This is a genomic window from Ktedonobacterales bacterium, from assembly GCA_036557285.1.
Lineage (GTDB): Bacteria > Chloroflexota > Ktedonobacteria > Ktedonobacterales > DATBGS01 > DATBHW01.
Genome location: DATBHW010000054.1, coordinates 47590 through 68618, shown reverse-complemented (window position 1 = coordinate 68618; position 21029 = coordinate 47590). Strand labels below are relative to the sequence as shown.

Below are 21029 nucleotides of genomic sequence, written 5' to 3'. Positions count from 1 at the left end.
GACATCGCGGTTCTCCCTAGTACTATTTGGAGGGATCCGAGTGATTGGCCCCTTCGCTACTCTGTCAGATGGATGGGGCTGCCATCAAGCGAGATGTTAATAGTAAGCACATCACCGCCCGCCGCCGATGCGTTGTATTCCACCTGCCACCAGTCGTTGCCGGGTGTGGGATTGTAGCCGGGGGGAATCTGAACAGGAACATGCAGCCATTGCCCGTTATACAGAGAACCAGTTGCGTCTAGTACGGTACCATTGGAGCCAGCAACGGTTCGCGCCCAACCGGGCCACGTAATCGGATTGCCGCTGGGGTCCAAAATCCGCATGGTAATAGCGCCGCCCCCGTCACCTGGATCAAAGAGGCTGAAGTTGAGCGTTTGCCCGGCATAGTCAGCGGGAATCTCGGCCAGATCAAAGGTGGATGTGACGCCAGCGGACAGGTTGAAGGCGACACACATGTCGTTCCAGGCGGTGATGCCCACGCCGCTGCCGTTGGGGAAGGGGGCGTCACTGAGGTCGGCCAGTTTCACGCCATAATTGTGTTGGCCGTAGCCCCCACCCGCAGCTTCCACCGAGAGCCGATACGTTCCCGGTTGAGTAATGGTATAGAGGGTATACCAGCCATTGACGTAGCTGGGCAGTGCCACGCAGCTTTGCGTCACTGTGTCAAAAACCTGTATTCCCGAACAACTGCCCATATCGAACGAGTGCGGCGAGAACGTGGCGAGCATGGTATCCTGGCTGCGCTCAAAGCGCAGCGGCGCTGAGTAGAGTGAATAGGTCAGTTGCATGAAATTGGAAGCCTGGTCCTGTGTGCAGGGTGATGGGGTCAGACTGGGATCTTTACACGAATCGTTGTTGTTATCCGGGTTTCCCCCATAGGGGCGAAAGGCCGGGGTGTAGAGTTCGACCCTTACGTCGCCCGTGCCTACGGGCACAGTAATCGCGTAATTATAGCCCAGCGTTCCGCCCGTGCCGATAAAGCCAGCCGGGTGTTGATCGGGATTGGTGATGGCCGACCCATACGTTTGCAGGTTGGTATTGACCACATTGGGCAGAAAGCGGGGGATTGGCCTGCTCCCCCCGGTAGGATGGCCGACAGGATCGGTCCAGCCATCCTCAAACTGGGGTGTGTAGGCGTCCCCATGTTCTTTCTGCTCCCAGGGGCCGTTGATGTGCGCTGAGAACTGCTGCGGGGAACCGTCCATAGGGTCAGTATCGCCAAAGGTCGAGGTACGCGAGCCAAGCTGGATGGGTGGGAGATATTCGGCGGTTGCGCTGCGGCTGACGGTGGCGTTGGAGAGACCGGGGCTGACAAAGGCCAGGAAAAATACATCAGCCTGGAGGGTAACGGTCACTTGTAGTTCATATTGATTGCTGGCTACAGTTGCAGGAGTTGCCCCAACCTGCCCCAGCGGCACCGGGCAGGCTGTAACGCCATTTTGTCTGACAGCATCACAGATGCGCGTCTGGGCGCTCTGCCCATCAGCCGCAGCCGCGCTGTAGTAGGTGGGCATATAGAGCGCGCCTGCCAGCGCCCCCGCCTCCGCAGCCCGCAGCGCCTGGATGGTCAGGACGTAGAGCCGAACGGTGTCAATGACCACCCCCAGGAGCGAGATCAGGAAGAGGATGACAAAGGCCAGGATGATAATGGTTTGCCCACGTTGGTGTCGCTGCGGCAGCCTGGAGCGACGAATAAGCGCAAAAGCTTTCATCAGGTATCTCCCAGGTGGAGTAGGGTCCGGGCCGTATAAGAGGGCCTGGCGTCCCGATAGGCCCGGTAGAGAGCAGCCGCAGGTGATTATAAATAGTTGCCCTGGACCTGGCAATCCTGATAGGAAGTTTGGCCTATCGGGATGCACAAGCAGGTGCTGCTGATGAAAGCAAGGCGCGCACGCTCCCGGGTCTTACGCGCCAGCCGCCAGCGTGCGCGCTTCGCCATCGCGCCAGAGATAGCAGGGGCCTTTCTGCCCGGCAAAGCTGACTGTTTCTACCTGGCCTGCCGCGCAGAGGCGCTCCAGGCCCGCGCGAAGTTCCGGTTCTGGCAGCCTTAGATGCCTGGCAAGCACAGTGGGCAGGGCATAAACCGCCGACGGAAGATAGGTCAGCAGCAGGTGTTCCAGCGCCTCTTCGCGGGTGAGCCGCTGCCCGCGCTCCAGATAATCCTGGTAGCGCGTGGACACGAGGGTATGATAGGTGTCGTCCTGGCCTGCCTCAAAGAACTTGGCGACCAGCAGACGAAGCTCCAGTTCTTCCAGCGCCTTCAGATAGGCGGCGCGAGACGCTTTTCCGGTGGGAAAGTTGGCCTGTTGGCGCAGTTCGCCAGTGCCGAGCGTCCCCCCCGCCGCCTCAAGCGCCTGAGCAATGCGATAGGCTTCCGCTGAAAGCACCCCGGCGTCATAGAGTTCGTCTGGCACGCGCGTCTCTGCGCACAGCCGCAAGATCGCGGGGAGGAGGCTCCAACTGACCCAGGTGGAACGGCGGCAGACCAGTGTGGTGTAAAGCGCCACGCCCTGGCGGCCCAGCGTCCAGCGCCAGGAGTACACCTCGCCGGAAGGACTATCCCACTTTGCCTCGGTCCTGGCTGTGGGGTCGCCCATATAGGCGTGATAGAGGTTTGGGATTTCAGGCGATGCCTGGAACAGAGTGGCGATCCCCGCACGCTCGATCAGCGCCGGGGCAGCCGCTGCATCGGGAAGGCGGGTTTGAGGCGTCTGACGCCAACGCTCGTATCTGAGCGCCTGTAGCTCTTGGAAGGTGTTCATCAGTTTCTCTCCTGGTAAAAATGTTCTACCAGGGGTAGTATAGCAGAAAAATCCTGTCAGGATATGACAGGATTTTCAGACTGGGCCTCTTTCCCTGAGCGTTTTTGCGTCGAACCCTGGGGGTGTGCGCCACACCCACCACCCAGCGCCGCCAGGGACGGCGGCGGTACACGCAGCCTCCGCTGGGCCGTTACAGGATGGTGAGCAATTCCGGCGCGCCATCGGTGATCGCCATCGTATGCTCGAACTGGGCCGAGCGCGAGCCGTCGGCGGTGCGAATGGTCCATCTATCGGCCAGCGTGCGTATTTCGGGTCGGCCAGCGTTAATCATCGGTTCAATGGTGAATACCATGCCGGGCTGAATCTTCACGCCCGTCCCAGACGTGCCAAAGTGAGGCACCTGCGGCTCTTCCCAAAGGTTATGCCCCACGCCATGCCCAACCAGATCACGCACCGTAGAAAAGCCCTGGCTTTCCGCGTAGGTCTGGATCGCCGCCCCGATGTCGCCGATGCGGCGATTGGGGCGGGCCTGCTCGATGCCCAACTCCAGACAGCGCAGCGCCACGTCCATCAATCGCTGCGATTCGGCGTCTATGGTCCCAACGGCGAAGGTCTGGCAGGCGTCACCCACCCAGCCCTTGTAGAGAACGCCAATATCAATACCGATGATGTCGCCCTCGCGCAAGACCTGTTTGGGGCTGGGGATGCCATGACAGATGACTTCGTTGATTGCCACGCAGATCGTCGCCGGAAATGGGGGAATGGCAGGGCGGCCTTGCTGAGCCGGGCGCGCGCCATAGCCTTTATACATGGGGGTCGCGCCTTTGCGGCGGATATACGCCTCGGCGATGTGATCGAGTTCAGCGGTAGTTGCGCCTGGCTTGATAGCAGGGCGCAGCGTTTCATAGGTTTCGGCGACGATGCGCCCCGCTTCGCGCAGTTCGGCGATTTCATAGCGTGATTTCAAGTTGATAGCCATTGCTCTCTGCTGCTCCTGTTATTTCTCTGGCCGAGGGCGACGGGGAACGAGGCTTCCTGGTCCCGTTCCCAGGCTAGCAAATCATCGGTAGTAACATCGAAGTAGGCGTTGAAGTAGGTCAGGAGATGATCGATGGTGGTGTAATCAATGCGCTGGCTGCGCCCGGTATTCAGGGCGGCCACGACGCTCAACGAAACGCCACTTTCGGCTGCCAGGCGGCGCAAGGTCAGAGGCGGTTTCCCCTGCCTGGCGCGTTCGACGTTCACCCTGGCGAGCAAGACCCGTAGCTTACACGAGATCGACACAAACACACCCCTCCCAAGGAAGACGATGTTGGCGCTGCTCTTGTTTTCTAACCGTCAAAGCTATTTTAGCAGGTTTGTTCTGGAATAGCAATACAGTGTGTTGTGAAGTCACCACAACACAGGGCATGACTGTTTGTTGGATGACGTATTATGATATATACTTACTAAAAGGAAGTAACTTTCTTATAAGGAGTCAAGGCAATGGCGGTTGATTTCGCTCTGCTTGTATTGCGTCTGGTTATTGGTCTGACGCTGATGGGACACGGCGCTCAGAAGTTATTCGGCTGGTTTGGCGGGGCAGGACTCACGGGCTTCAGCGGCGGGACGCGCCGGATGGGCCTGCGCCCACCGCTGTTCTGGGCTGTTCTGGCGGCGCTGGGCGAGTTTGGGGGTGGCCTGCTGCTGGCGCTGGGCTTGCTCACGCCGCTGGGGGCGCTGGGTGTGATGGGATCGATGTTTGTTGCCAGCATCAAGGTGCATTGGCCCAAGGGCTTCTGGAACGGCAAGGGCGGCATTGAGTTTCCGCTGTCGCTGTGGACGGTGGCCTTTGCGTTGGGACTGGCTGGCCCAGGAACCTTCTCTCTCGATCATCTGCTGGGCTGGCCGGTCAATCAGCCGGTGGCCTTTGTGATCGCGGCGGCGGTCCTGTCAGCGGCGCTGGGCGTGGTCTTGCGAGTGAGCAAGCCGCAGCCGACCCCGACTCAGCCAGCGCCAGCGCAAGCGACGCCGCCCGCCGCGCCGCCTGATAGCCAGCCATCACAAACGAGCCAGAAGGTCTGAAGCCGCTTGCAGCGCCGTCGTCCCTTCCACACGGCGCAACAGGTAAAACGCTCCGCTTCATGCGGATTTGATGTAGCTGCTGCTTTGGCAAAAAGCGCCTGGAATGGTACACTGGGGCAAGGCCATTCCAGGGAGCCATGTGGTTGCCAGAGAAGAGATGATGCCCAGCATAGTGGATACGATTCAATCCATCCTCGCGTGGTGCGCGCGCGTCGGGCTGTGTGTGGTCGCGCTGGTCGCAGCCCTGCTGAACCCTCCGCTGATTGATTTTCGCCCTGAGCCGCTGGTGGCGCTGGCGCTGAGCCTGGTGGGCGCGCTGGCCCTGCTGCTGCCGCGCTGGCGGTTAAAACCGCGCCTAAGGGCGGCAGCGCCGCCACAAAGCCCGCCTGCGCGGGCTAAGAAACGAGTATCTGCGGCCCTGGCAATTTTGCGTATAGCCATTCAGATCGCGGGGTTTTTGCTGCTCTTTGCGGTGATTGGCTGGGCCGCGCTGGCGCAGCCGATTGCGCTTGATATGCCGCTGGCGCTGGCGCAAAGCCTGCGCGCCCTGCCGGTGGTGGCCGGAGTTGGGCTGGCGGCGCTGCTGCTCGTCCGGCTGGCGTGGCAGCGCCGCGCGCTGGTGGCGCTGCTGCTGCCAACGCTGCTGGCGCTCTCGTTTATCGCCCTCAGAACGCCGCCCTATGTGCTGGATTTTCGCCCCTACTGGCTGGCGGTGGATGGACACGGCATCCTCTACGTTACGGATGTGGAGTCGCCGGTCATTCGCGTGTTCACTCCCGATGGCAGCTTGCAGGCGAAGCTGCGCCCACGCCTGGCGGCGCGCAAGGGGCCGCCGGGCATCGGCTTCAGCCCGCCCGGCCCCTGGAACGACCCCGATCAACTGGGCGTACCCAGCCTCACCGGCCAGCCGCAGAGCGGGGCAGGCTGGTTGCAGCCCTGGGCGCCAAATACCGATGAGTTTCTGTTCTGTGGGCTGGCAATAGATGCCCAGAACCGGCTCTATGTGCTGGATTGGCTGGGGAATCAGATACTACGGTTCATGCCGGATGGCAGGCTGGACAGGATGTGGCCGCTGCCCCAGGATTATCAGCCGTCTACCGGCTGCCTGGCGCTGAACCAGGATCGGCTGTATGTCGGCGATCAGCGCGGGCGCGTGCTGATGTACGATCTCTCCGGGCATCTGCTCGGCACACAATCGCTGCCTGGCCCGCTTACCGGCTTGAGCATTGATCCTGCCGGGCGCTTTCTCTACGCGCTGATCGGCAATCAAGTCTGGCGCGAGGCGCTGGCTTCCCGGCAAACGATGGTGTGGAATCTGCCGCCGCCACATGGCGCGCTGGGTCGTCCCTATGAAACCTTGCTGGCGCTGCCCAACGATCAGCTTCTGGTGAGCGACCTGAACAGCAACCACCTGCTGCGCTTCACAGGCGATGGGCATCTGCTGGAGCGGTTGGGTGGCTTCGGCAATACTCCTGGGCAGTTTGCGGGCGTCGGCGCGATGGCGCGGGGCAGCGACGGGCATCTTTACGTCACCGACTCTGATCATCGCGTGGTTCAGCGCCTTGCCCCCGATGGGGGCGTGGATGGCCTCTATCGCGGCCCCGACGACGACGAGAACGATTGATAGAGATTGTCTCGGCTTATAGAGACTGAAGACGGAAGGTTATGGACATCCTGATTCTTTCCATGGTTAGCGCCCCCTTTCTTATCGGGATGTTTTTTCTGATCTGGGGATGGCGGAGCATGCACCATCGTCTGACGATGCGGGCGGAGGCTTTTCCAGAAGGGCCTTACAGAAATCGTATGGTGTTTGGCTGCCTGTTCGTAGGTATGTTTTTCCCAGTGGAACTTGCGGCTGCCAGAATTCCTCTGGGGCTTGAGGTAGCCATCGTTATGGTGTTCAGCCTCTTGCTCATCATCGTGGGCGAATTCGTTATTCGCTCGGCGCTGGTGTCTCTGCGCGCCGTTCCGCCTGGCCTGCCCTGGCTGGTGTTTTTGGGGGTGGTTATGCTGTCTTTCTTGCCTTTACTGATAATTGGGACTTTGAAATTGCCAGCGCCGCTGGGGCAGGTAAGCCCCTTCGTCTGGATCATAGTTGTTTTACTGTCTCTCTGGGGCCAATCGCTCTTAATGAAACATTGGCAACGTATAGGGGAACAACGTGCAGGAAACAGCGTTGAGAACCTTTGAGGGCGTGTAACCGATGCTGCCAGAAGAGGGGACGAAACAAAAGGCAGGCTGGCGCGCGGGCATTACGCGCAACGTCGTGGTGCTGGGCGTTGCCAGCCTGTTTACCGACATCTCCAGCGAGATGATCATCCCGCTGCGCCTGATCTTTCTGGTGCAGGTGCTGGGAACGCCGCTGGCGCTGGCCGGGCTGGTGGAGGGGCTGGCCGAAGGCGCGACGAGCATCCTGCGGCTCTTTGCCGGGCGGCTGGCTGATCGCGTCGGGCGGCGCGTGCCGCTGGTGATCGCGGGCGTCTCCGTCTCGAATCTGGTCAAGCCGCTGCTGGCGCTGGTCACGACCTGGCCCCAGGCGCTGGGCATCCTCCTGGTGGATCGCGCGGGCAAGTCGCTGCGCGTCAGCCCACGCGACGCCATCATTGCCGACGCGGCGACGGCCCGACATCGCGGCAAAGCCTTTGGCTTTCATCGCGGCATGGATACGCTGGGCGCGGCGATTGGCCCATTGCTCGCTATCATCATTCTGACGGCCCATCCCACCGGGCTGCGCGAGGTCTTTGCCTGGACTGTTGTGCCGGGGCTGCTCGCTATTCTGGTGGTCGTCCTCTTTTTGCGGGGGCAGCGGAGCGCGCCTGCGGCGAGCGCGCCCCCGCCCGCTGCAAATGAAACGCCTGCCCAGGCGGCGCGTCCGGCGGAAGGTCGGCTGGGTACCCGCTTCTGGCTCTTTGTGATCATCTCCACCGTTTTTGCGCTGGGCAATTCCAGCGATGCGTTTATCTTTCTGCGCACGGAGGGTCTGGAGCAATCGCTGGCGGCGGTGCCGCTGCTCTATTTCGGCTTCAACCTGCTTTATGCTGTGCTGGCGACGCCGCTGGGCGTTCTCTCGGATCGCTGGGGGCGTCTGCCGGTGCTGCTGGTCGGCTATGCCGCTTTCGCGCTGGTCTATCTCGGCTGGGCGATGGCCTCGCGGGGCTGGCAAGCCTGGGGTCTCTTCCTGATCTACGCTGTCTATTATGGGGCGACGGAGGGCGTGGCGCGCGCCTTTGTCGGCGATCTTGTCCCCAGGGCGCGGCGCGGGACCGCGCTGGGCTGGTTTAATGGGCTGACGGGCCTGGCGGCGGTTCCGGCGAATGTGCTGGGCGGCTGGCTCTGGGTGCGCTGGGGGCCAGTCGCCACCTTTGGCTTCAGCGCCTGGGCCGCGCTGGTGGCGCTGGGGCTGCTCATTGGCTGGTGGCCCTGGCTGCGCCGCGCTCAGCCGCCCAGCCAGCCGGGCGCTCAGAGCGCCGAGGTTGCTCTTACCCCGTCAGGTGATTGAGGCGCGCGCCACCTTATACTGGCTCTAGTGGTCAGTCCAGAACGATTTTGACAGCGGTGATATGCTCATGAGAAACTCAGGAGTGTACTGTACTATGCTGCTCTCATCCCTATCCTTTTACAGCAACCTCTCGTAGGTGATGGGCGTGACTGCTTGATCCACAAGTCAGAACTGGTAGCAGGTTTGGCCTCCATGGTCACCCCTGGTGAACGCGTAGATCTTGGTGGGCGTGACCGAGAACACGAAGATTGGCTTCGAGTCACCTTGTTGGTTGTAAAAGCAGCCGTCGCGCACCAGGAATTGGTAGCGTTTATCCCATTTGGTGGCCCACACCTGGGCCAGGCGTTCGAGCACGGCCTCGTCGGTGAGCTGGACGGCGGCGCCCTCGACCACCACGTCTAGCCCTTCCTCCCAGTGGTTGCAGCCCGTCGTCAGTATCACGTGCGGGTTGCCACGCAGATTCAGGGTCTTCTGTTGGACAGGGTTCGCACGGAAGTGGATGGCCTCGTCGAGCCATACAGCAACAACCGGCGTGACATGCGGGCGTCCGTCGGCTCGCACCGTCGAGAGCCAGGACACCTCGGCCGTTTCGAGTACACGCCGCGTCTCATCCCATCCCGTGGCAACGGCGTCCGGGACACTGTATCGCAGGTCGACTTTCGTGATTGGTTCGCGCATTACAAGCACTCCTTTCGATCTTTTCGTGCTGGTGGTAGAGAGCGCTTTCCCATGGTAATTTTATGTGAAAACGATGGCTCCTGGCGTCAGCTTTCAAGAGTGATCGTGCTCGACCCCCAACTGCTGCTGGAGGAAGGTGAGGGTTCTCTGGATAATCTCCTCTGATCGTTGATCAGCATCGCATCTTCTCCGAGAAAACAGACACTTTTCTACCCAACATCATATCTTATTCTAAGAATACCTCACACAACCGACGGTTGGCCCCACCCCTGCCGCCTGGAAGGACGGCGCTACAACCCCGCCCCTGCTCGTGCGGAGGTTGTGTGAGGCGCTCTAAAAGAGAAAAACAAACCTGAACAGGAGGGATACGATGGCATCTGAGGATGAACGTGGGGGCAGGATTGCCGCCAGCTATGATCTGGTCGCTGAGGAGTATGCCAATACGTTCTTTGATGAACTGGCGCGAAAGCCGTTTGACCGCCAACTTCTTGATCGCTTCGCGCAGAGCGTGCAGGCGCTCGGCCTGGTCTGCGATGTTGGCTGCGGACCGGGGCATATTGCCCGCTACCTGTACGAGCGCGGGGTTCAGGTCTGCGGCCTGGATTTGTCTGCTGAGATGGTCAGGGTGGCGCAGCGCCTGAATCCGCAGATTCCCTTTGAGCAGGGGAATATGCTCAGCCTGTCTGCGCCAGACGGAACCTGGGGCGGCATTGCCTGTTTCTATTCGCTCATTCATCTGTCGCGCAGCGTTGTGCCGCAGGCGCTGGCGGGGTTCTGGCGCGCGCTGCGTCCTGGTGGTCGGCTGCTGCTCGCCGTTCACGGCGGCGCTGGAGAGGTACATTCCGGTGAATGGTTTGGCAAGCCGGTCTCGATTGATGCAACCCTCTTCGAGAGCCAGGAACTGGCGGGGTATCTCGGCGCGGCGGGCTTTGCGGTGGAAGAATCGCTTGCGCGCTCGCCCTACGATTTCGAATATCAAACGCAGCGGCTCTATCTCTTTGCCAGCAAGCCAGCGCGTGCGCCAGAACCAGGCTGATAGTCGGCGGAACGACGCAAGCTGAGGCATATGTTACTGCCAGGCAATACTCTCGTCTCTAGCTGAGGAGTGACCGACGAGAGGTTGATGGCAGATGGCAAAAAGAGCGATGGCGATAGAAGCAGGTGAAGGCGCCCGCGCACCTGCTGCGCTGGCTGAACGGAGCAGCAGGCTGGCGCGCATTTCTCGCCCCCTGCGCAATCGCTCTCCGCGCTTCGCAGCCCTGCTTGCGAGTTTTCCCTCGCGCCTCTTCTTGCTCGCTGCCGGATATTATCTGCTGCTCACCTGCGGCTCGCTCTGGCTCCACCCGCAGGCTCAGCCGCAGGCAGCGGCTGGCCCGTTGAATCTGGCGCAATGGGGGGCTGCCTTTACGGCTGCCTGGCGGCATTGGGACAGCTTGTTTTTTCTGCACATTGCCCGCTCAGGCTATACCGATCCTGGGCTGGCTGCCTTTTTCCCGCTCTATCCCGCCCTTATCCGGCTGGCCGCCTGGCCGCTCGGCGGCCATTTCACTCTGGCGGCTCTGGTTGTCTCCTGGCTTTGCTCCTGGGGCGCGTGCCTCTGGTTTTATCGGCTGGCGGCGCGCGAAGATGGCGATCCGTTTGCCCGGCAGGCGCTGCTCTTCCTGCTCTGCTGCCCACTCATCTTCTTCGGCTTTGCTCCCTACAGCGAGTCACTGTTTCTGATGGTGAGCATTGGCGCTGTGGAGCGGGCGCGGGCCGGGCGTCCCTGGCAGGCGGGCTTCCTGGGGGCTGCCGCTGTGCTTACGCGCTCCGCCGGTATCCTCTTGCTGATTCCCCTTGGCTGGGAATGGCTACGGCGATCTGATCGCTGCCGCTCGCTGCGAGATCGCCTGCTGTTACTCGTCCCACACTGGCGCGCGGCGCGTCTCATTCAGGCGCGCCAGCAACTGCCCGCTTACGGCCAGGTAGAGACGCTGGAACGGCCTCCGGCGCGCTGGGCGCTGCTCTCCCTGGCGCTGATCCCGCTGGCATTGATGGGCTACATGCTGTATCTCAAGGCGGCTACCGGCGATCCTCTGGCGTTCCTGGCTGGCGAGTACAAGTGGCATCGCAGCCTTACGCCGCCCTGGGAAACGGCTGCCCTGGTGCTTACTTCGCTGCACTATACCTGGCAGCATCAGTTCGTGGGAGTGTACATCAATACCCTGATCGATCTGCTGCTGGTACTGCCGCTCACGGCGCTCGTGCTGTATTCCTCTATCCGCCGCCATCTCCCCTGGTTTGGCGCTGCCCTTTATCAGACCGGCCTGGCGCTGCTGCTGATAGCTGTGCCGGTCCATCCTGGCGCGGCGGGCTGGCAAGAAATCCTGCTCTCGACCCAGCGTTTGCTGCTTCCGGCCTTTCCAACATTTCTGCTGCTGGGGCGCGTCGGTGTCAGCCGTCCCAGGCTGGCGCGCCTGCTGCTGCTCGCCAGCCTTGCCGCTCTGACGATCTATACCCTTCAATTCCTGAATGGCGACTTCATCGCCTGAGAAGCGCAGCCAGCCCACGTGACAAAAAGACTGTCAACACGGGCTGGCTGCGTATTTATCACCGATGAGTTGGGAAACGCTACTGAACGGTGCGCGGTGTTCTGGCGATACGCCAGTTCTGAAGGCGCTCTTTCAGCAGCCCTTTCCAGGCCAGGTGGTAGGCTACCTGCGAGCCGGTATAGACCAGCGAGGTATCAATGATAATGGCAACGATGGCCTCCGGGGGATCGACGCCAATGACCTCACCGACCAGAATGCTGATCGTCCCGCCGATAATCATGGCGGGCAGGATGGTCGCCGCAAATTTGCCCATTTTGCTCCAGGCGGGATTGATAATGAGCATCAAGAAAGGCGGAATCATGAGGCCAACGAGGAATGGGACTCCTTCTTTTATCATTTCCATTGGGTCAAACTCCTTTCGCTGGTGACAATGAAGAGATATAGTTCTATACTACCAGCCGGACGCCGCGCTGTCAACGAGCGAGCAAGGAAGGGTTCCACCAATTATCGGGGGTCACTGGTAGCGCCGCCTTCCAGGCGGCCACCGCTGCGCCAGGGCGAGCGTTCGCCCTCCAGGCCAGCGGACCAGCAGGCCAACGCTGGCCGCCAAGATGGCGGCGCTGCCAGTAACACGCCTCGCTTGCCAACACCTCAGATTTGGTAGAATCGCAAGGAAGGGAAAGAGAAGCCCTATGTCGGGGGGGCGTCTCGGCGGGTGCGCAGGCTGAGCCAGGTAGCCAGGCCGATGAGCAGCAGCGCCACAATGCCCACCACCAGGGCAATAGGCGCGCCTTTCTGGAGGGCAAGCGCCACGCCGCTCAGGGTGTCAACGCCGATGAAGGCAGACCCCACCAGGACCAGCAGGCGCGAGCGGATACCAACGCCCAGGGCAATGATGATGAGCGATTCGATCAGCACCACCGAGCCGTAGATGAACTCTGCGGTCAGGCTTGGCTCGGTGAAGGTCTGGTAGAGCGTGGGCAAGAGCAGCAGCAGCGATCCGGTAAGCGAGGCAAACTGCCCGATACTCCGGGCGTTCGGCACGCGGCGGTCAGCGGGCAGGAACGCGCCAACCAGCAGTTGATAGGAGCCTGGGGCCAGCACAAACGCCTGCACGTTATCCGCGCCAGCCCAACGAGCGACCCAGGTAATCGCCAGCGCGACGAGTTCTCCAGCGACATAGATGGCAAGGTGGAATCGGGGGCGCTGCGCCAGAAGCGCCAGCATGCCTGCCAGCGCCAACAGCGCGACGGCGACGGTCAGGGTTTGCGGGTTCTGGATGCGAAAGCCGCCTGGCGAGAAGACGCTCGCCACTGCTGCTCCCGCAACGACCAGGAAGCCGAAGACGTGATGAACGAGCGAGCCGAACGCCTGGGGGTTACGCCAGCGGTCCCGATCTCGTGGGGCGAAGGCTTCGAGCCACCAGGCTCCGCTGGTCCGGCGCAGCCAGGGGATGTTTGCCCAGAGCGCAGCGCCCAGCCTGTAGAGCCAGCCCAGGGCGATAAAGGCCAGCGTGCCTTGCCACGAGGGCAAATGCAGCGCGTTCGCTCCCGCGCCCAGCGCCAGCATGCCCAGGATCAGCGCGGCCATCAGGACATCGGGCCGCGATTCGACAGCGGCGATCACATAGGCCAGCGCGGCCAGGATCAGCAGCGCCGTCGCCTGGAAGGCGCTGTCGCCCTGCCCGCTGATGATCGTGGCTGCGGCGGCTACCGCTGCTGCGGCGTAGAAGGCCCAGGACCAGCCAGCGCCTGCCAAACGCCCGGCGATCAGTCCCAGCACAGCGAAGCCCAGCGCCAGCGACAGCAGGGCGTGCGCGTCGGGCTGAACCAGGATGCTTGCCACCGCATAGAGCATAGGAACTATTGCCGCGCCGGGTTTGCCTTCCAGCACGACCAGCGCATAGGCGACAGCAGCGAAGATCAGCAGCAGCCCTTCCACCTGTCCGGCCTCGAACGGCACGACGCGCAGCGTGGCAAACATGGAGGAGCCGATGGCGGCGGCATAGGGCGCGTAAGCCCACTCGCGCCGGAACCGAATACGCTCGACATATGCAAGCCCCTCTCGCAGGGCGAGCAGGCTGATGATCGCGCCAAAGGCTGCGAGGGCGAAGGTGATCACCAGCGTGGGCAGCAGGTTGTCGGGGGCGGGCAGCAGGAAGACGGCCACCAGCGTGTACACGACGGCCACCGCGCTCAAGATCGGCTGGCGTTCCTGAACGGCCACCAGATAGGCGGCTCCGGCCATTGCCAGCAGGAAAGCCACCTGCCAGGCAGGCGCGTCAGCGCCAAGATGGTTGAGTTTTACCGTTACCGACACCGAGCCAACGACGGCGGCAATCTGCAAAGCCGCGCCCCACCAGCGCCCACGCTCCTGTCGGGCTGCCGCGCCCACCGCGATCAGCGCGAAGACCAGCGCCACGCTGGCAAGATCGCTGGCGGTGAGCCACAGCGCCCAGAACGCCAGCACCGCCGGGATAATCGTTGCCAGCGGCTGGTTTTCCCAGAGCGCCACGCCATAAGCCAAAGCGGCAAAGAACAGCAGAAACCAGGCTGTAAACGGCAGGCCGCTGGCGCTCCAATCCGGGACGCTCAGGCCGCCAACGCTGGTCTGGACGGCGGCGACGATCACGGCCCAGAGCGCAATTGCATAGGGGGCAAGCGCCCAGACCTGCCCCCAGAGACGGCGCGCGCCCAGCGCCGCCAGGGCCAGTCCCAGCGCCAGCAGGCTCACATGCAAGCCATTGGCGTCGTTGAGCGCCAGCGGCATCACCGCCAGAATACCAAAAAAGGCGGTAACGACGTTGCCGTAGATCGGCTGGCGCTCGCTCAATCCGGCGCTGAAAGCCGCCGCTGTGAAAGTCAGCAGAATCTCGGTTTGATAGCCCGCGTCGTGATGGGCGAAGAAAGTGAGCGTATAGAGCGCGTTGCCCAGCGCAACGACATAGACGGGCGCGACAAAGCGCCGCGAGCGGGCAGCAAGGCCAAGGACCAGCGCCGCCAGCCAGAGCGCCAGGGCCAGCGCAAAGAAGAGCGCCAGCTTGTTAGCGGAGATGTGATCTGCCGGGATGACGACCTGAGCCACCTGATAGTAATCGAACGTCAGGAAGAAACCGCTGACCAGCAGCCACCACGCGCCGTCAATAAGCGCCGCGCCCACGCTGACGGCCAGCGCGGCAGTAAGCGCGATAATCAGCGGCCAGTTGGGGGCCGGGCTGCCTGCCACAATGAACGCGCCGCCACTTGCCAGCCCAACGGCCAGAACCTCCAGAAAGGTGCGCAGCCCACGCCGCCCTGACTGCCAGCGATAGAGCGCCAGCGCCAGCCCAAACTCCACCAGCGCCGTTGCCGCCAGGGAGATCGCCATCGGGCGATTCACCAGTTCTAGCGGCAGATTAGCAACCCAGAGGGTCACGCCGCCAACAGCCTCGGCAAAGAAGACGGCGTTAAATCCATCAATTGTATCTATGATGGCGGCTTGCTGGTTGGGCCGCCAGGATGGAACGGTGAGCCGCCATGCCGCCGTGATGGGTACCTGGATGCAGGCGCTCAGAGCCAGCGCCGCCGCATCCACGTAGACTGTCGGGAAAGCGTTGTAGACCAGCGTTTGGGTCAAGCCGATGATGCCGAAGACCTGCACACCGATTACCACCGGGATGGTTGCCAGGGCGGCGACCTGGGTGGCTGGCTCGGCCAGGATGCCCAGCCGCTGCCGATGACGCAGGTGATGCGGCCCCAGCAGCGCCAGCGTGACGACGCCCAGATCGAAGACCCACCACTCCGTGAGGCTTTTGGTCCAGGGGATGATGGCGATGGCGGCTACAATCAGCGCGGTCCAGCCCAGATAGGCGTAGGTGGCGAAGCGTGTCTGCACAGCCAGCCCCAGATAGACGATGGTGGCGTAAGTCGCCGAGATACACAGCATTCCGGCCACCGGAAAGTTGAGCTGCTGAAGCTGATAGCGATAGATTGCCAGCGCCACCAGCGGAGTCATCAGGGCGAAGACCGCCAGATAGACCTGGCTGACGGTGCGCAGCCGATCAATTTTGCGCAGGCTGAAGCCCGCCACGCCAAAGCTGACATACACCAGCGAGACGATGGAGAGCGTGAGCGTGCGGAGGTTTTCGCCTTTGCTGACGACCAGGGTGAGCGTGGCGACAAGCGCCAGAAAGCCGCCTAGATAGGCCATGATGGCAATCGCTTGCTCGGCGGCAAAGGCTCGCCAGGAAAAGACCGGCCCGGCGGGCGCTGGCGGAACGGGCGCGGCTGGCGGCGTCGGCGCAGCGGTTGGCCTGGGAGGCGCGGGCGGCGCAGCCGATCTCGGTGTCGCGTAGGACATTCTGGGCGGCGCGGCAGTAGAGACAGGCGCTGTGAACTCGCTGGCGCGTCGCCAGGCTTCGACTGGGCCAGGCTTTGGCTGAGTCAGGCGTTCTGTCGTGGCAGCCGAAGCTGGACGCAGCCAGGGCGCCTGGCGCAGACGCTGGTAGTTGATGTAATACTCTTCGCGGAGACTGGCAACCGTCTGGCTGCCCTTGTTGTCAGCAGTGCGCGTATCAAGATCGCGCAGGATAATGGCTAGTCGCTGAAGTTCGCCCTTGATTTTCTGGCTGACTACCTCGCCGCACTGGGGGCAATACTCGATTTCCGGTGGTGACACTGCTTTGCATCGAGGGCAGGTGATCTCTTGCTCTCTCATGCCGGGCCTCCTTTAGAAAGTTGTGGAAGCTACCTGCTTTGTCCCCCCGGTTCTTCGCATCTTTCAACGCGCCAGAAAAGAGAAAAGTTACTCGTTTGGCGGAAATGTGAGCTAGTTCACAGTCGAAGTGTGGTGTGAGCTACCTCATATCAGACAACCGAATTGATGTGATTCACCTGGTCTATGCTAGCTTTCACTATTTTTTGGAGGACTTTTATAACGGGAAGAAGAACCCTCTTGACTCTGGCGCTCCTGGGCCTGTTTGCCCTGGCGGGATGCGCCCCGGCGCCTCTCCAGCACAGACGCCATCGCCGACGGCCCCCACCACACCGACGCCCAGGCCGTCTCCGCTCGAACTGAGCTTTCTTGGCAGCGACGGCAATGTCTGGGAGATGGCCTGGCCGCAGGGCGCAACTGGAGCAATCTGGCGTCCGGTTACATGAATATCGGCGCAAAAATTGCGATTAATGCGCGTGTTGGCTCGTGCTTGCAGCGCGGTCGCGTCGGCCCAACAGGAGGCTGACGCAACCGCGCTCTCGCTGGAGAAAGGAGTATTCACATGCAGATAAGCGCTCGCAATCAGTTGCAGGGCAAGGTAAAAAGCGTCAAGCTGGGTACGGTGATGGCCGAGGTGGTGGTTGCGCTGCCCGATGGGCAGGAGATCGTTTCCGCCATCACGCGCGGTTCCGCCGAGTCGCTGAGGCTTCAGGCAGGCGATCAGGTTATTGCTATCATCAAATCAACTGAGGTAATGATCGGCAAAGCATAGAAGCCAGCCAGAAAGTCCTCGCGCTCGCTCTATCCCTTGACAGCGGCAACCAGGAGCAGTTATACTGTGTTCAGCATCGAGACGGTATGGCCCGGTGATGTCGAGAACATCAGACGGGCCACTCCCCCCAATCCTGCAAATCGCCAGGAATGGGGCTGGGATATTCTACCATTTGATGGCAGAACCTCTCAGCGGCTGTTTCCTGGAGATTGGCGAGGTCTCGACGGCTGTGGATGTGCGGAGAGGGCGCGTCGGCGCGCGGGCGCTGGCTGCGCGCCCTCCCACACCCTTTAGCCTCGACCTGCCAGGACCGGGGAGCAGCCGCTTCGGCTGTCTGAACATTGCGTTTCATGCAGACGAAAGAGAGGTTCTTCTATGGTTCTGTCCGCCGCTTCTGACGTTTCCCTCATCCCCTGGCAGCGCCTGGATGCTGCCTGGCCCGCGCTCCCCGATTCGCCTACCGGCCTGGATGTTCCCGCCCAGCGGATGGTGCGCCGTCTGCTGACCGAGGCTGTCGGGCGGCGCTTGCGGATGCGCCGCAGCTTACCGCCTGAGTCCCTGTTTTTCTGGCAGGCGCGCCCACACCTGGCCCGCTATGTACGCAAACCGCGTTTCTTTGCGAACCTCTTGCACTGCTACGCGCTGGTTGACACGCGGCAGTTCTTGCGCACTGAGGCGGCACTGGCGCTGGAGGTGCTGGAGACGCCGCCCAGCCTGCTGGGGGCCGATGAATGGCAGAAGCTGCTGGCGCTGCAATGTCAGCGGCTCGGCCAGCTTTACGCGCACCTGCGCGAGCGCATCGGCGCGGTGGCGCAAGACGAACTGCACCGCGCGCTGAACAGCCTGATCTCCGAAGTGGGCGCGTGAAAAGAGCAATGCAGTACAATACCGACAAAAATGAAGGAGGCGCTTTTGGAGCCACGAGCGTTTCAAGACGAGCTTGCCGAAGCGGGCTTTTATCATTGCTGGGGCTGTGGGAGCCAGAATGAGCATGGCTTGCAGATCAAGAGCTACTGGGACGACGGTGATGGCATCTGCACGTGGCAGCCGCAGCCCTATCATCAGGCGTGGCCTGGCATCGTGAATGGTGGCATCCTTGCCACCATCATTGATTGCCATTCTGCCTGCACCGCCACTGCGGCGGCCTATCGCGCAGAAAATCGGGCGATGAACACGCCGCCCCTGATCGCGTTTGTCACGGCGGCGCTGCAAATCTCGTATCTGCGCCCGACGCCGATCACGGAGCCGCTGCTGCTGCGCGCGGTGATTTCTCACCAGACCAGGAATAAGATCCGCCTCACCTGCGTCCTTACCGTCCAGGGGCAAACCTGCGTGCGCGCGGAGGCGGTGATGGTGCGCTTGCGGGCGAAACCAGGCGCGGGCGGATGAGGCTTCCCCTATACGACCAGGACGGCTTTGCCCGTCACCTTGCGCTGCATGATGTCGTTGAGCGCGTCGGCGGCGCGTTCCAGCGGATACCTGGCCGAGATGCGCGGCCTGAGCTTGCCCGCCTGGAGCCAGCCCAGCAGTTCGCGCAGGTTTTCCTGGTTGTGCTGAGGATCGCGGGCGGCAAAGCTGCCCCAGAAGACGCCAAGGATGGCGCAGCCCTTGAGCAGCGTCAGGTTGAGCGGAATGCGCGGTATCTCGCCTGCGGTGAAGCCGATCACCAGGAAGCGGCCATTCCAGGCCATGCCGCGCAGCGCAGGCTCGGAATACGCGCCGCCAACGGGGTCCACAATCACATCAACGCCCTGCCCATTGGTCAGCGCCTTGACACGCTCTTTCAGGTCTTCGCTGCTGTAGTTGATGGTGTCGTCAGCGCCATGCTGGCGGCAGATCGCCAACTTCTCTTCGGTGGAGGCGGCGGCGATCACCTTCGCGCCCAGCGTCTTGCCAATTTCGACCGCAGCCAGCCCGATGCCGCCCGCCGCGCCCAGCACCAGCAGGGTTTCGCCGGGCTGAAGCTTTGCCCGGTCCTTCAGCGCGTGGATGTCGGTGCCATAGGTCATCACAAAAGCCGAAGCGGTGGCGAAATCCATCTCAGCGGGCATAGGGATCAGCGCGGCGGCCTCGGCCACCACTTCTTCGGCAAAGCCGCCATACGCCGTAAAGGCAATTACCCGGTCGCCAGGCTTGACGTTTTCGACGCCCGCGCCGACCTCTTTGACGACGCCCGCCACCTCGCCCCCTGGGGCGAAAGGCAGGGGCGGCTTGAACTGATAGAGACCCTGGATAATCAGTGTGTCGGGGAAGTTGACTCCGCACGCTTTGACGCTCACCACCGCCTGGCCTCTGCCTGGCTTGAGCGGCTCGACTTCTTCGATCACCAGGCTTTCCGGGGGACCATAGGCTTTACACAACACGGCTTTCATGAAACACTCTCCTCCCGCTGTTTTTGTGCTGCGATGAAGGCTGCATACCAGCGCCCGCTCTCCTTGATGATGCGGCGCTGGGTGAGGTAATCAACGTACACCAGCCCGTACCGCTGGCTGTAGCCATCAACCCACTCGAAGTTGTCCATAAGCGACCAGGCGAAATACCCACCAAGCGGAATCTCTTGCCGCAGCGATTCCTCCAGAACATGAATGTGCTCGCTCAGATAGTGTACGCGCCGCTTATCGGGGATATGGTTTCTACCATCCCACTGGTCGTCGAAGGCGGCCCCGTTCTCAGTAACCAGGATGAGCCTGGGCGCGTAGTCGCGGTGAACTCGCCTCAGCGCCTCGGCTAAGCCTGGCGGATAAATCTCCCAGGCCATCTGCGTGTAGCTGGCTTCAGGGACCGGGGAGACGTATTCGTAGGCTTCAGCAGAAGGTCTGTGTCCCCGCGCGCGCCCCGGCGCGCGGATGAGCGCGCGCGAATAGTAGTTGACGCCCAAAAAATCGAGCGGGGTTGAGATCAGGGCCATATCCTCGCTTTCAAGCGGCGGGGGCGCGGCGGCAAGGTCGGCAAACAGCCGTTCGGGGTAGCGCGCGTGGAAAAGCGGATCGAGCAGCCAGCGGTTATGCAGCACATCCGCGCGCTCAACGCCCTGCCAGGTTTCGGCGCGGTCGTCGGCGGCAAAGATGGGCGTGAGATTGAGGGTGATACCGACCTGGGCATCGGCGCGCGCGTGGGACCGGATGCGTGGAACCGCTAAACCGTGCGCCAGCAGCAGGTGATGGGCGGCATCTATCGCAGATTGCGGCTGCTGGATGCCTGGCGCGTGGACGCCCAGCCCATAGCCGAGGTAGGCGGAACACCAGGGTTCGTTCAGGGTGATCCACCAGGCGATACGATCTCCCAGCCGCCGGGCAGCGATCTCCGCATAGTCGGCGAACGCGAAGGCGGTCTTGCGTTTCGGCCAGCCGCCTTGATCGTGCAGCGCCAGCGGCAAATCCCAATGGTAGAGGGTCGCTACCGGAGCGATGCCGCGCGCCAGCAGCGCGTCAACCAGGCGATCATAGAAATCGAGGCCACGCTCGTTGATCGCGCCCCGGCCTTCGGGCAGGACGCGCGGCCAGGAGAGGGAGAAGCGATAGGCGTTGAGGTTAAGCTGGGCCATCAGCGCCACGTCTTCGAGCATGTGGTGATAATGATCGGCAGCAATCGCGCCGGTTTCGCCCCCGTGTATGGTCCCTGGCTCCTGGGCAAAGGTGTCCCAGATGGAGAGGCCGCGCCCATCTTCGTGAGCCGCGCCTTCAATCTGGTAGGCCGACGTGGCCGCGCCCCACAGGAAACTGGCGGGAAAGACCGGGCCAGCCGCGCGGCTTTTCCGCCCTTGATTACCGGCAAGCCGCATAGCTGAGAAATCGGGTACAAAGCCGTGTTCGTCCATGATGCGCGCGATGCGCTCGCGTGTGAGCGGGTCCACGTCGGGCTTCTGATTCAGCACCCGCGAGACAGTAGCCGTCGAAACTCCGGCGAGACGCGCAATATCCTGTATCGTCAGTCGTTCTCTCATGGACTCCTCCCGCCGCCAGGACGCTCAACTGATGCGGGCTGATACGTTCCCATTGTCTCTGCTATTATACCAGGCAAAGCGCATGGGC

General features: G+C 62.1%; 19 protein-coding genes. 10 read left to right on the top strand and 9 right to left on the bottom strand.

Going from position 1 to position 21029, the window contains the following annotated elements; genetic code table 11:
• Nucleotides 1-56: 56 nt before the first annotated feature.
• The 4 genes from VH599_16110 to VH599_16095 form a co-directional block, all read right to left on the bottom strand.
• A complete protein-coding gene (locus VH599_16110; GenBank protein HEY7349842.1) occupies nucleotides 57-1712 on the bottom strand; it encodes a pilus assembly protein TadG-related protein in 1656 nt (551 codons plus the stop codon).
• A 192-nt stretch (nucleotides 1713-1904) separates the two neighbouring features.
• Nucleotides 1905-2762 carry a hypothetical protein gene (locus VH599_16105; protein ID HEY7349841.1) on the bottom strand — a complete coding sequence of 286 codons (858 nt, stop codon included), beginning with the start codon at nucleotides 2760-2762 and terminating at the stop codon, nucleotides 1905-1907.
• 190 nt (nucleotides 2763-2952) lie between these two features.
• Entirely contained in the window at nucleotides 2953-3741 is a 789-nt protein-coding gene (map, locus tag VH599_16100) for a type I methionyl aminopeptidase (protein HEY7349840.1), read from the bottom strand.
• Complete coding sequence (locus VH599_16095; GenBank protein ID HEY7349839.1) at nucleotides 3726-4046, bottom strand: helix-turn-helix transcriptional regulator; 321 nt, start codon at nucleotides 4044-4046, stop codon at nucleotides 3726-3728. The genes map and VH599_16095 overlap by 16 nt, the downstream gene beginning before the upstream one ends.
• Before the next feature lie 201 nt (nucleotides 4047-4247).
• Here VH599_16095 and VH599_16090 point away from each other — a divergent pair, with 201 nt between their 5' ends.
• From VH599_16090 to VH599_16075, 4 genes are all read left to right on the top strand, one after another.
• Nucleotides 4248-4826 carry a DoxX family protein gene (locus VH599_16090; GenBank protein ID HEY7349838.1) on the top strand — a complete coding sequence of 193 codons (579 nt, stop codon included), beginning with the start codon at nucleotides 4248-4250 and terminating at the stop codon, nucleotides 4824-4826.
• 103 nt (nucleotides 4827-4929) lie between these two features.
• Entirely contained in the window at nucleotides 4930-6450 is a 1521-nt protein-coding gene (locus VH599_16085; GenBank protein ID HEY7349837.1) for an NHL repeat-containing protein, read from the top strand.
• 41 nt (nucleotides 6451-6491) lie between these two features.
• Nucleotides 6492-7016 carry a hypothetical protein gene (locus tag VH599_16080; GenBank protein ID HEY7349836.1) on the top strand — a complete coding sequence of 175 codons (525 nt, stop codon included), beginning with the start codon at nucleotides 6492-6494 and terminating at the stop codon, nucleotides 7014-7016.
• Nucleotides 7017-7029: 13 nt separating this feature from the next.
• Complete coding sequence (locus VH599_16075; protein HEY7349835.1) at nucleotides 7030-8325, top strand: MFS transporter; 1296 nt, start codon at nucleotides 7030-7032, stop codon at nucleotides 8323-8325.
• A 165-nt stretch (nucleotides 8326-8490) separates the two neighbouring features.
• Here the strand turns inward: VH599_16075 and VH599_16070 are convergent, their stop codons facing one another.
• The gene (locus VH599_16070; GenBank protein HEY7349834.1) at nucleotides 8491-9003 is read right to left on the bottom strand and encodes a pyridoxamine 5'-phosphate oxidase family protein; all 513 of its coding nucleotides are present in this window, start codon (nucleotides 9001-9003) and stop codon (nucleotides 8491-8493) included.
• Nucleotides 9004-9373: 370 nt separating this feature from the next.
• Between VH599_16070 and VH599_16065 the strand changes: the two genes are divergently transcribed.
• Nucleotides 9374-10039, top strand: coding sequence for a class I SAM-dependent methyltransferase (locus VH599_16065; GenBank protein ID HEY7349833.1), 666 nt, complete (start codon nucleotides 9374-9376; stop codon nucleotides 10037-10039).
• 109 nt (nucleotides 10040-10148) lie between these two features.
• A complete protein-coding gene (locus VH599_16060; GenBank protein HEY7349832.1) occupies nucleotides 10149-11534 on the top strand; it encodes a mannosyltransferase family protein in 1386 nt (461 codons plus the stop codon).
• 79 nt (nucleotides 11535-11613) lie between these two features.
• Here the strand turns inward: VH599_16060 and VH599_16055 are convergent, their stop codons facing one another.
• A complete protein-coding gene (locus VH599_16055; GenBank protein HEY7349831.1) occupies nucleotides 11614-11937 on the bottom strand; it encodes a hypothetical protein in 324 nt (107 codons plus the stop codon).
• Between the two features lie 287 nt (nucleotides 11938-12224).
• A complete protein-coding gene (locus VH599_16050) occupies nucleotides 12225-16229 on the bottom strand; it encodes a zinc ribbon domain-containing protein (protein HEY7349830.1) in 4005 nt (1334 codons plus the stop codon).
• Between the two features lie 134 nt (nucleotides 16230-16363).
• Between VH599_16050 and VH599_16045 the strand changes: the two genes are divergently transcribed.
• From VH599_16045 to VH599_16030, 4 genes are all read left to right on the top strand, one after another.
• Nucleotides 16364-16672 (top strand): hypothetical protein, encoded by a 309-nt coding sequence (locus tag VH599_16045; protein HEY7349829.1) that lies wholly within the window; start codon nucleotides 16364-16366, stop codon nucleotides 16670-16672.
• A 116-nt stretch (nucleotides 16673-16788) separates the two neighbouring features.
• Nucleotides 16789-16998 (top strand): TOBE domain-containing protein, encoded by a 210-nt coding sequence (locus VH599_16040; protein ID HEY7349828.1) that lies wholly within the window; start codon nucleotides 16789-16791, stop codon nucleotides 16996-16998.
• Nucleotides 16999-17373: 375 nt separating this feature from the next.
• Nucleotides 17374-17865: a hypothetical protein gene (locus VH599_16035; protein ID HEY7349827.1), complete on the top strand. Its 492-nt coding sequence runs from the start codon at nucleotides 17374-17376 to the stop codon at nucleotides 17863-17865.
• Nucleotides 17866-17910: 45 nt separating this feature from the next.
• Nucleotides 17911-18387, top strand: a complete 477-nt coding sequence (locus VH599_16030) for a PaaI family thioesterase (protein HEY7349826.1) — start codon at nucleotides 17911-17913, stop codon at nucleotides 18385-18387.
• A gap of 8 nt (nucleotides 18388-18395) precedes the next feature.
• On the opposite strand, the gene VH599_16025 is transcribed toward VH599_16030, so the two are convergent.
• Both VH599_16025 and VH599_16020 read right to left on the bottom strand, forming a co-directional pair.
• On the bottom strand, nucleotides 18396-19370 hold the full coding sequence (locus tag VH599_16025; GenBank protein ID HEY7349825.1) for an NADPH:quinone oxidoreductase family protein: 975 nt from the start codon (nucleotides 19368-19370) through the stop codon (nucleotides 18396-18398).
• Nucleotides 19367-20941 (bottom strand): GH1 family beta-glucosidase, encoded by a 1575-nt coding sequence (locus VH599_16020; GenBank protein HEY7349824.1) that lies wholly within the window; start codon nucleotides 20939-20941, stop codon nucleotides 19367-19369. The genes VH599_16025 and VH599_16020 overlap by 4 nt, the downstream gene beginning before the upstream one ends.
• Nucleotides 20942-21029: the final 88 nt, after the last annotated feature.

What these genes read in the sequence shown, in the direction of transcription:
- VH599_16060 (HEY7349832.1), top strand. Translation starts at nt 10,149, where the DNA reads ATGGCGATAGAAGCAGGTGAAGGCGCCCGCGCACCTGCTGCGCTGGCT.
- VH599_16105 (HEY7349841.1), bottom strand. Translation starts at nt 2,762, where the DNA reads ATGAACACCTTCCAAGAGCTACAGGCGCTCAGATACGAGCGTTGGCGT.
- VH599_16090 (HEY7349838.1), top strand. Translation starts at nt 4,248, where the DNA reads ATGGCGGTTGATTTCGCTCTGCTTGTATTGCGTCTGGTTATTGGTCTG.
- VH599_16065 (HEY7349833.1), top strand. Translation starts at nt 9,374, where the DNA reads ATGGCATCTGAGGATGAACGTGGGGGCAGGATTGCCGCCAGCTATGAT.
- VH599_16070 (HEY7349834.1), bottom strand. Translation starts at nt 9,003, where the DNA reads ATGCGCGAACCAATCACGAAAGTCGACCTGCGATACAGTGTCCCGGAC.
- map (HEY7349840.1), bottom strand. Translation starts at nt 3,741, where the DNA reads ATGGCTATCAACTTGAAATCACGCTATGAAATCGCCGAACTGCGCGAA.
- VH599_16040 (HEY7349828.1), top strand. Translation starts at nt 16,789, where the DNA reads ATGCAGATAAGCGCTCGCAATCAGTTGCAGGGCAAGGTAAAAAGCGTC.
- VH599_16080 (HEY7349836.1), top strand. Translation starts at nt 6,492, where the DNA reads ATGGACATCCTGATTCTTTCCATGGTTAGCGCCCCCTTTCTTATCGGG.
- VH599_16110 (HEY7349842.1), bottom strand. Translation starts at nt 1,712, where the DNA reads ATGAAAGCTTTTGCGCTTATTCGTCGCTCCAGGCTGCCGCAGCGACAC.
- VH599_16025 (HEY7349825.1), bottom strand. Translation starts at nt 19,370, where the DNA reads ATGAAAGCCGTGTTGTGTAAAGCCTATGGTCCCCCGGAAAGCCTGGTG.
- VH599_16055 (HEY7349831.1), bottom strand. Translation starts at nt 11,937, where the DNA reads ATGGAAATGATAAAAGAAGGAGTCCCATTCCTCGTTGGCCTCATGATT.
- VH599_16020 (HEY7349824.1), bottom strand. Translation starts at nt 20,941, where the DNA reads ATGAGAGAACGACTGACGATACAGGATATTGCGCGTCTCGCCGGAGTT.
- VH599_16035 (HEY7349827.1), top strand. Translation starts at nt 17,374, where the DNA reads ATGGTTCTGTCCGCCGCTTCTGACGTTTCCCTCATCCCCTGGCAGCGC.
- VH599_16075 (HEY7349835.1), top strand. Translation starts at nt 7,030, where the DNA reads ATGCTGCCAGAAGAGGGGACGAAACAAAAGGCAGGCTGGCGCGCGGGC.
- VH599_16085 (HEY7349837.1), top strand. Translation starts at nt 4,930, where the DNA reads ATGGTACACTGGGGCAAGGCCATTCCAGGGAGCCATGTGGTTGCCAGA.
- VH599_16050 (HEY7349830.1), bottom strand. Translation starts at nt 16,229, where the DNA reads ATGAGAGAGCAAGAGATCACCTGCCCTCGATGCAAAGCAGTGTCACCA.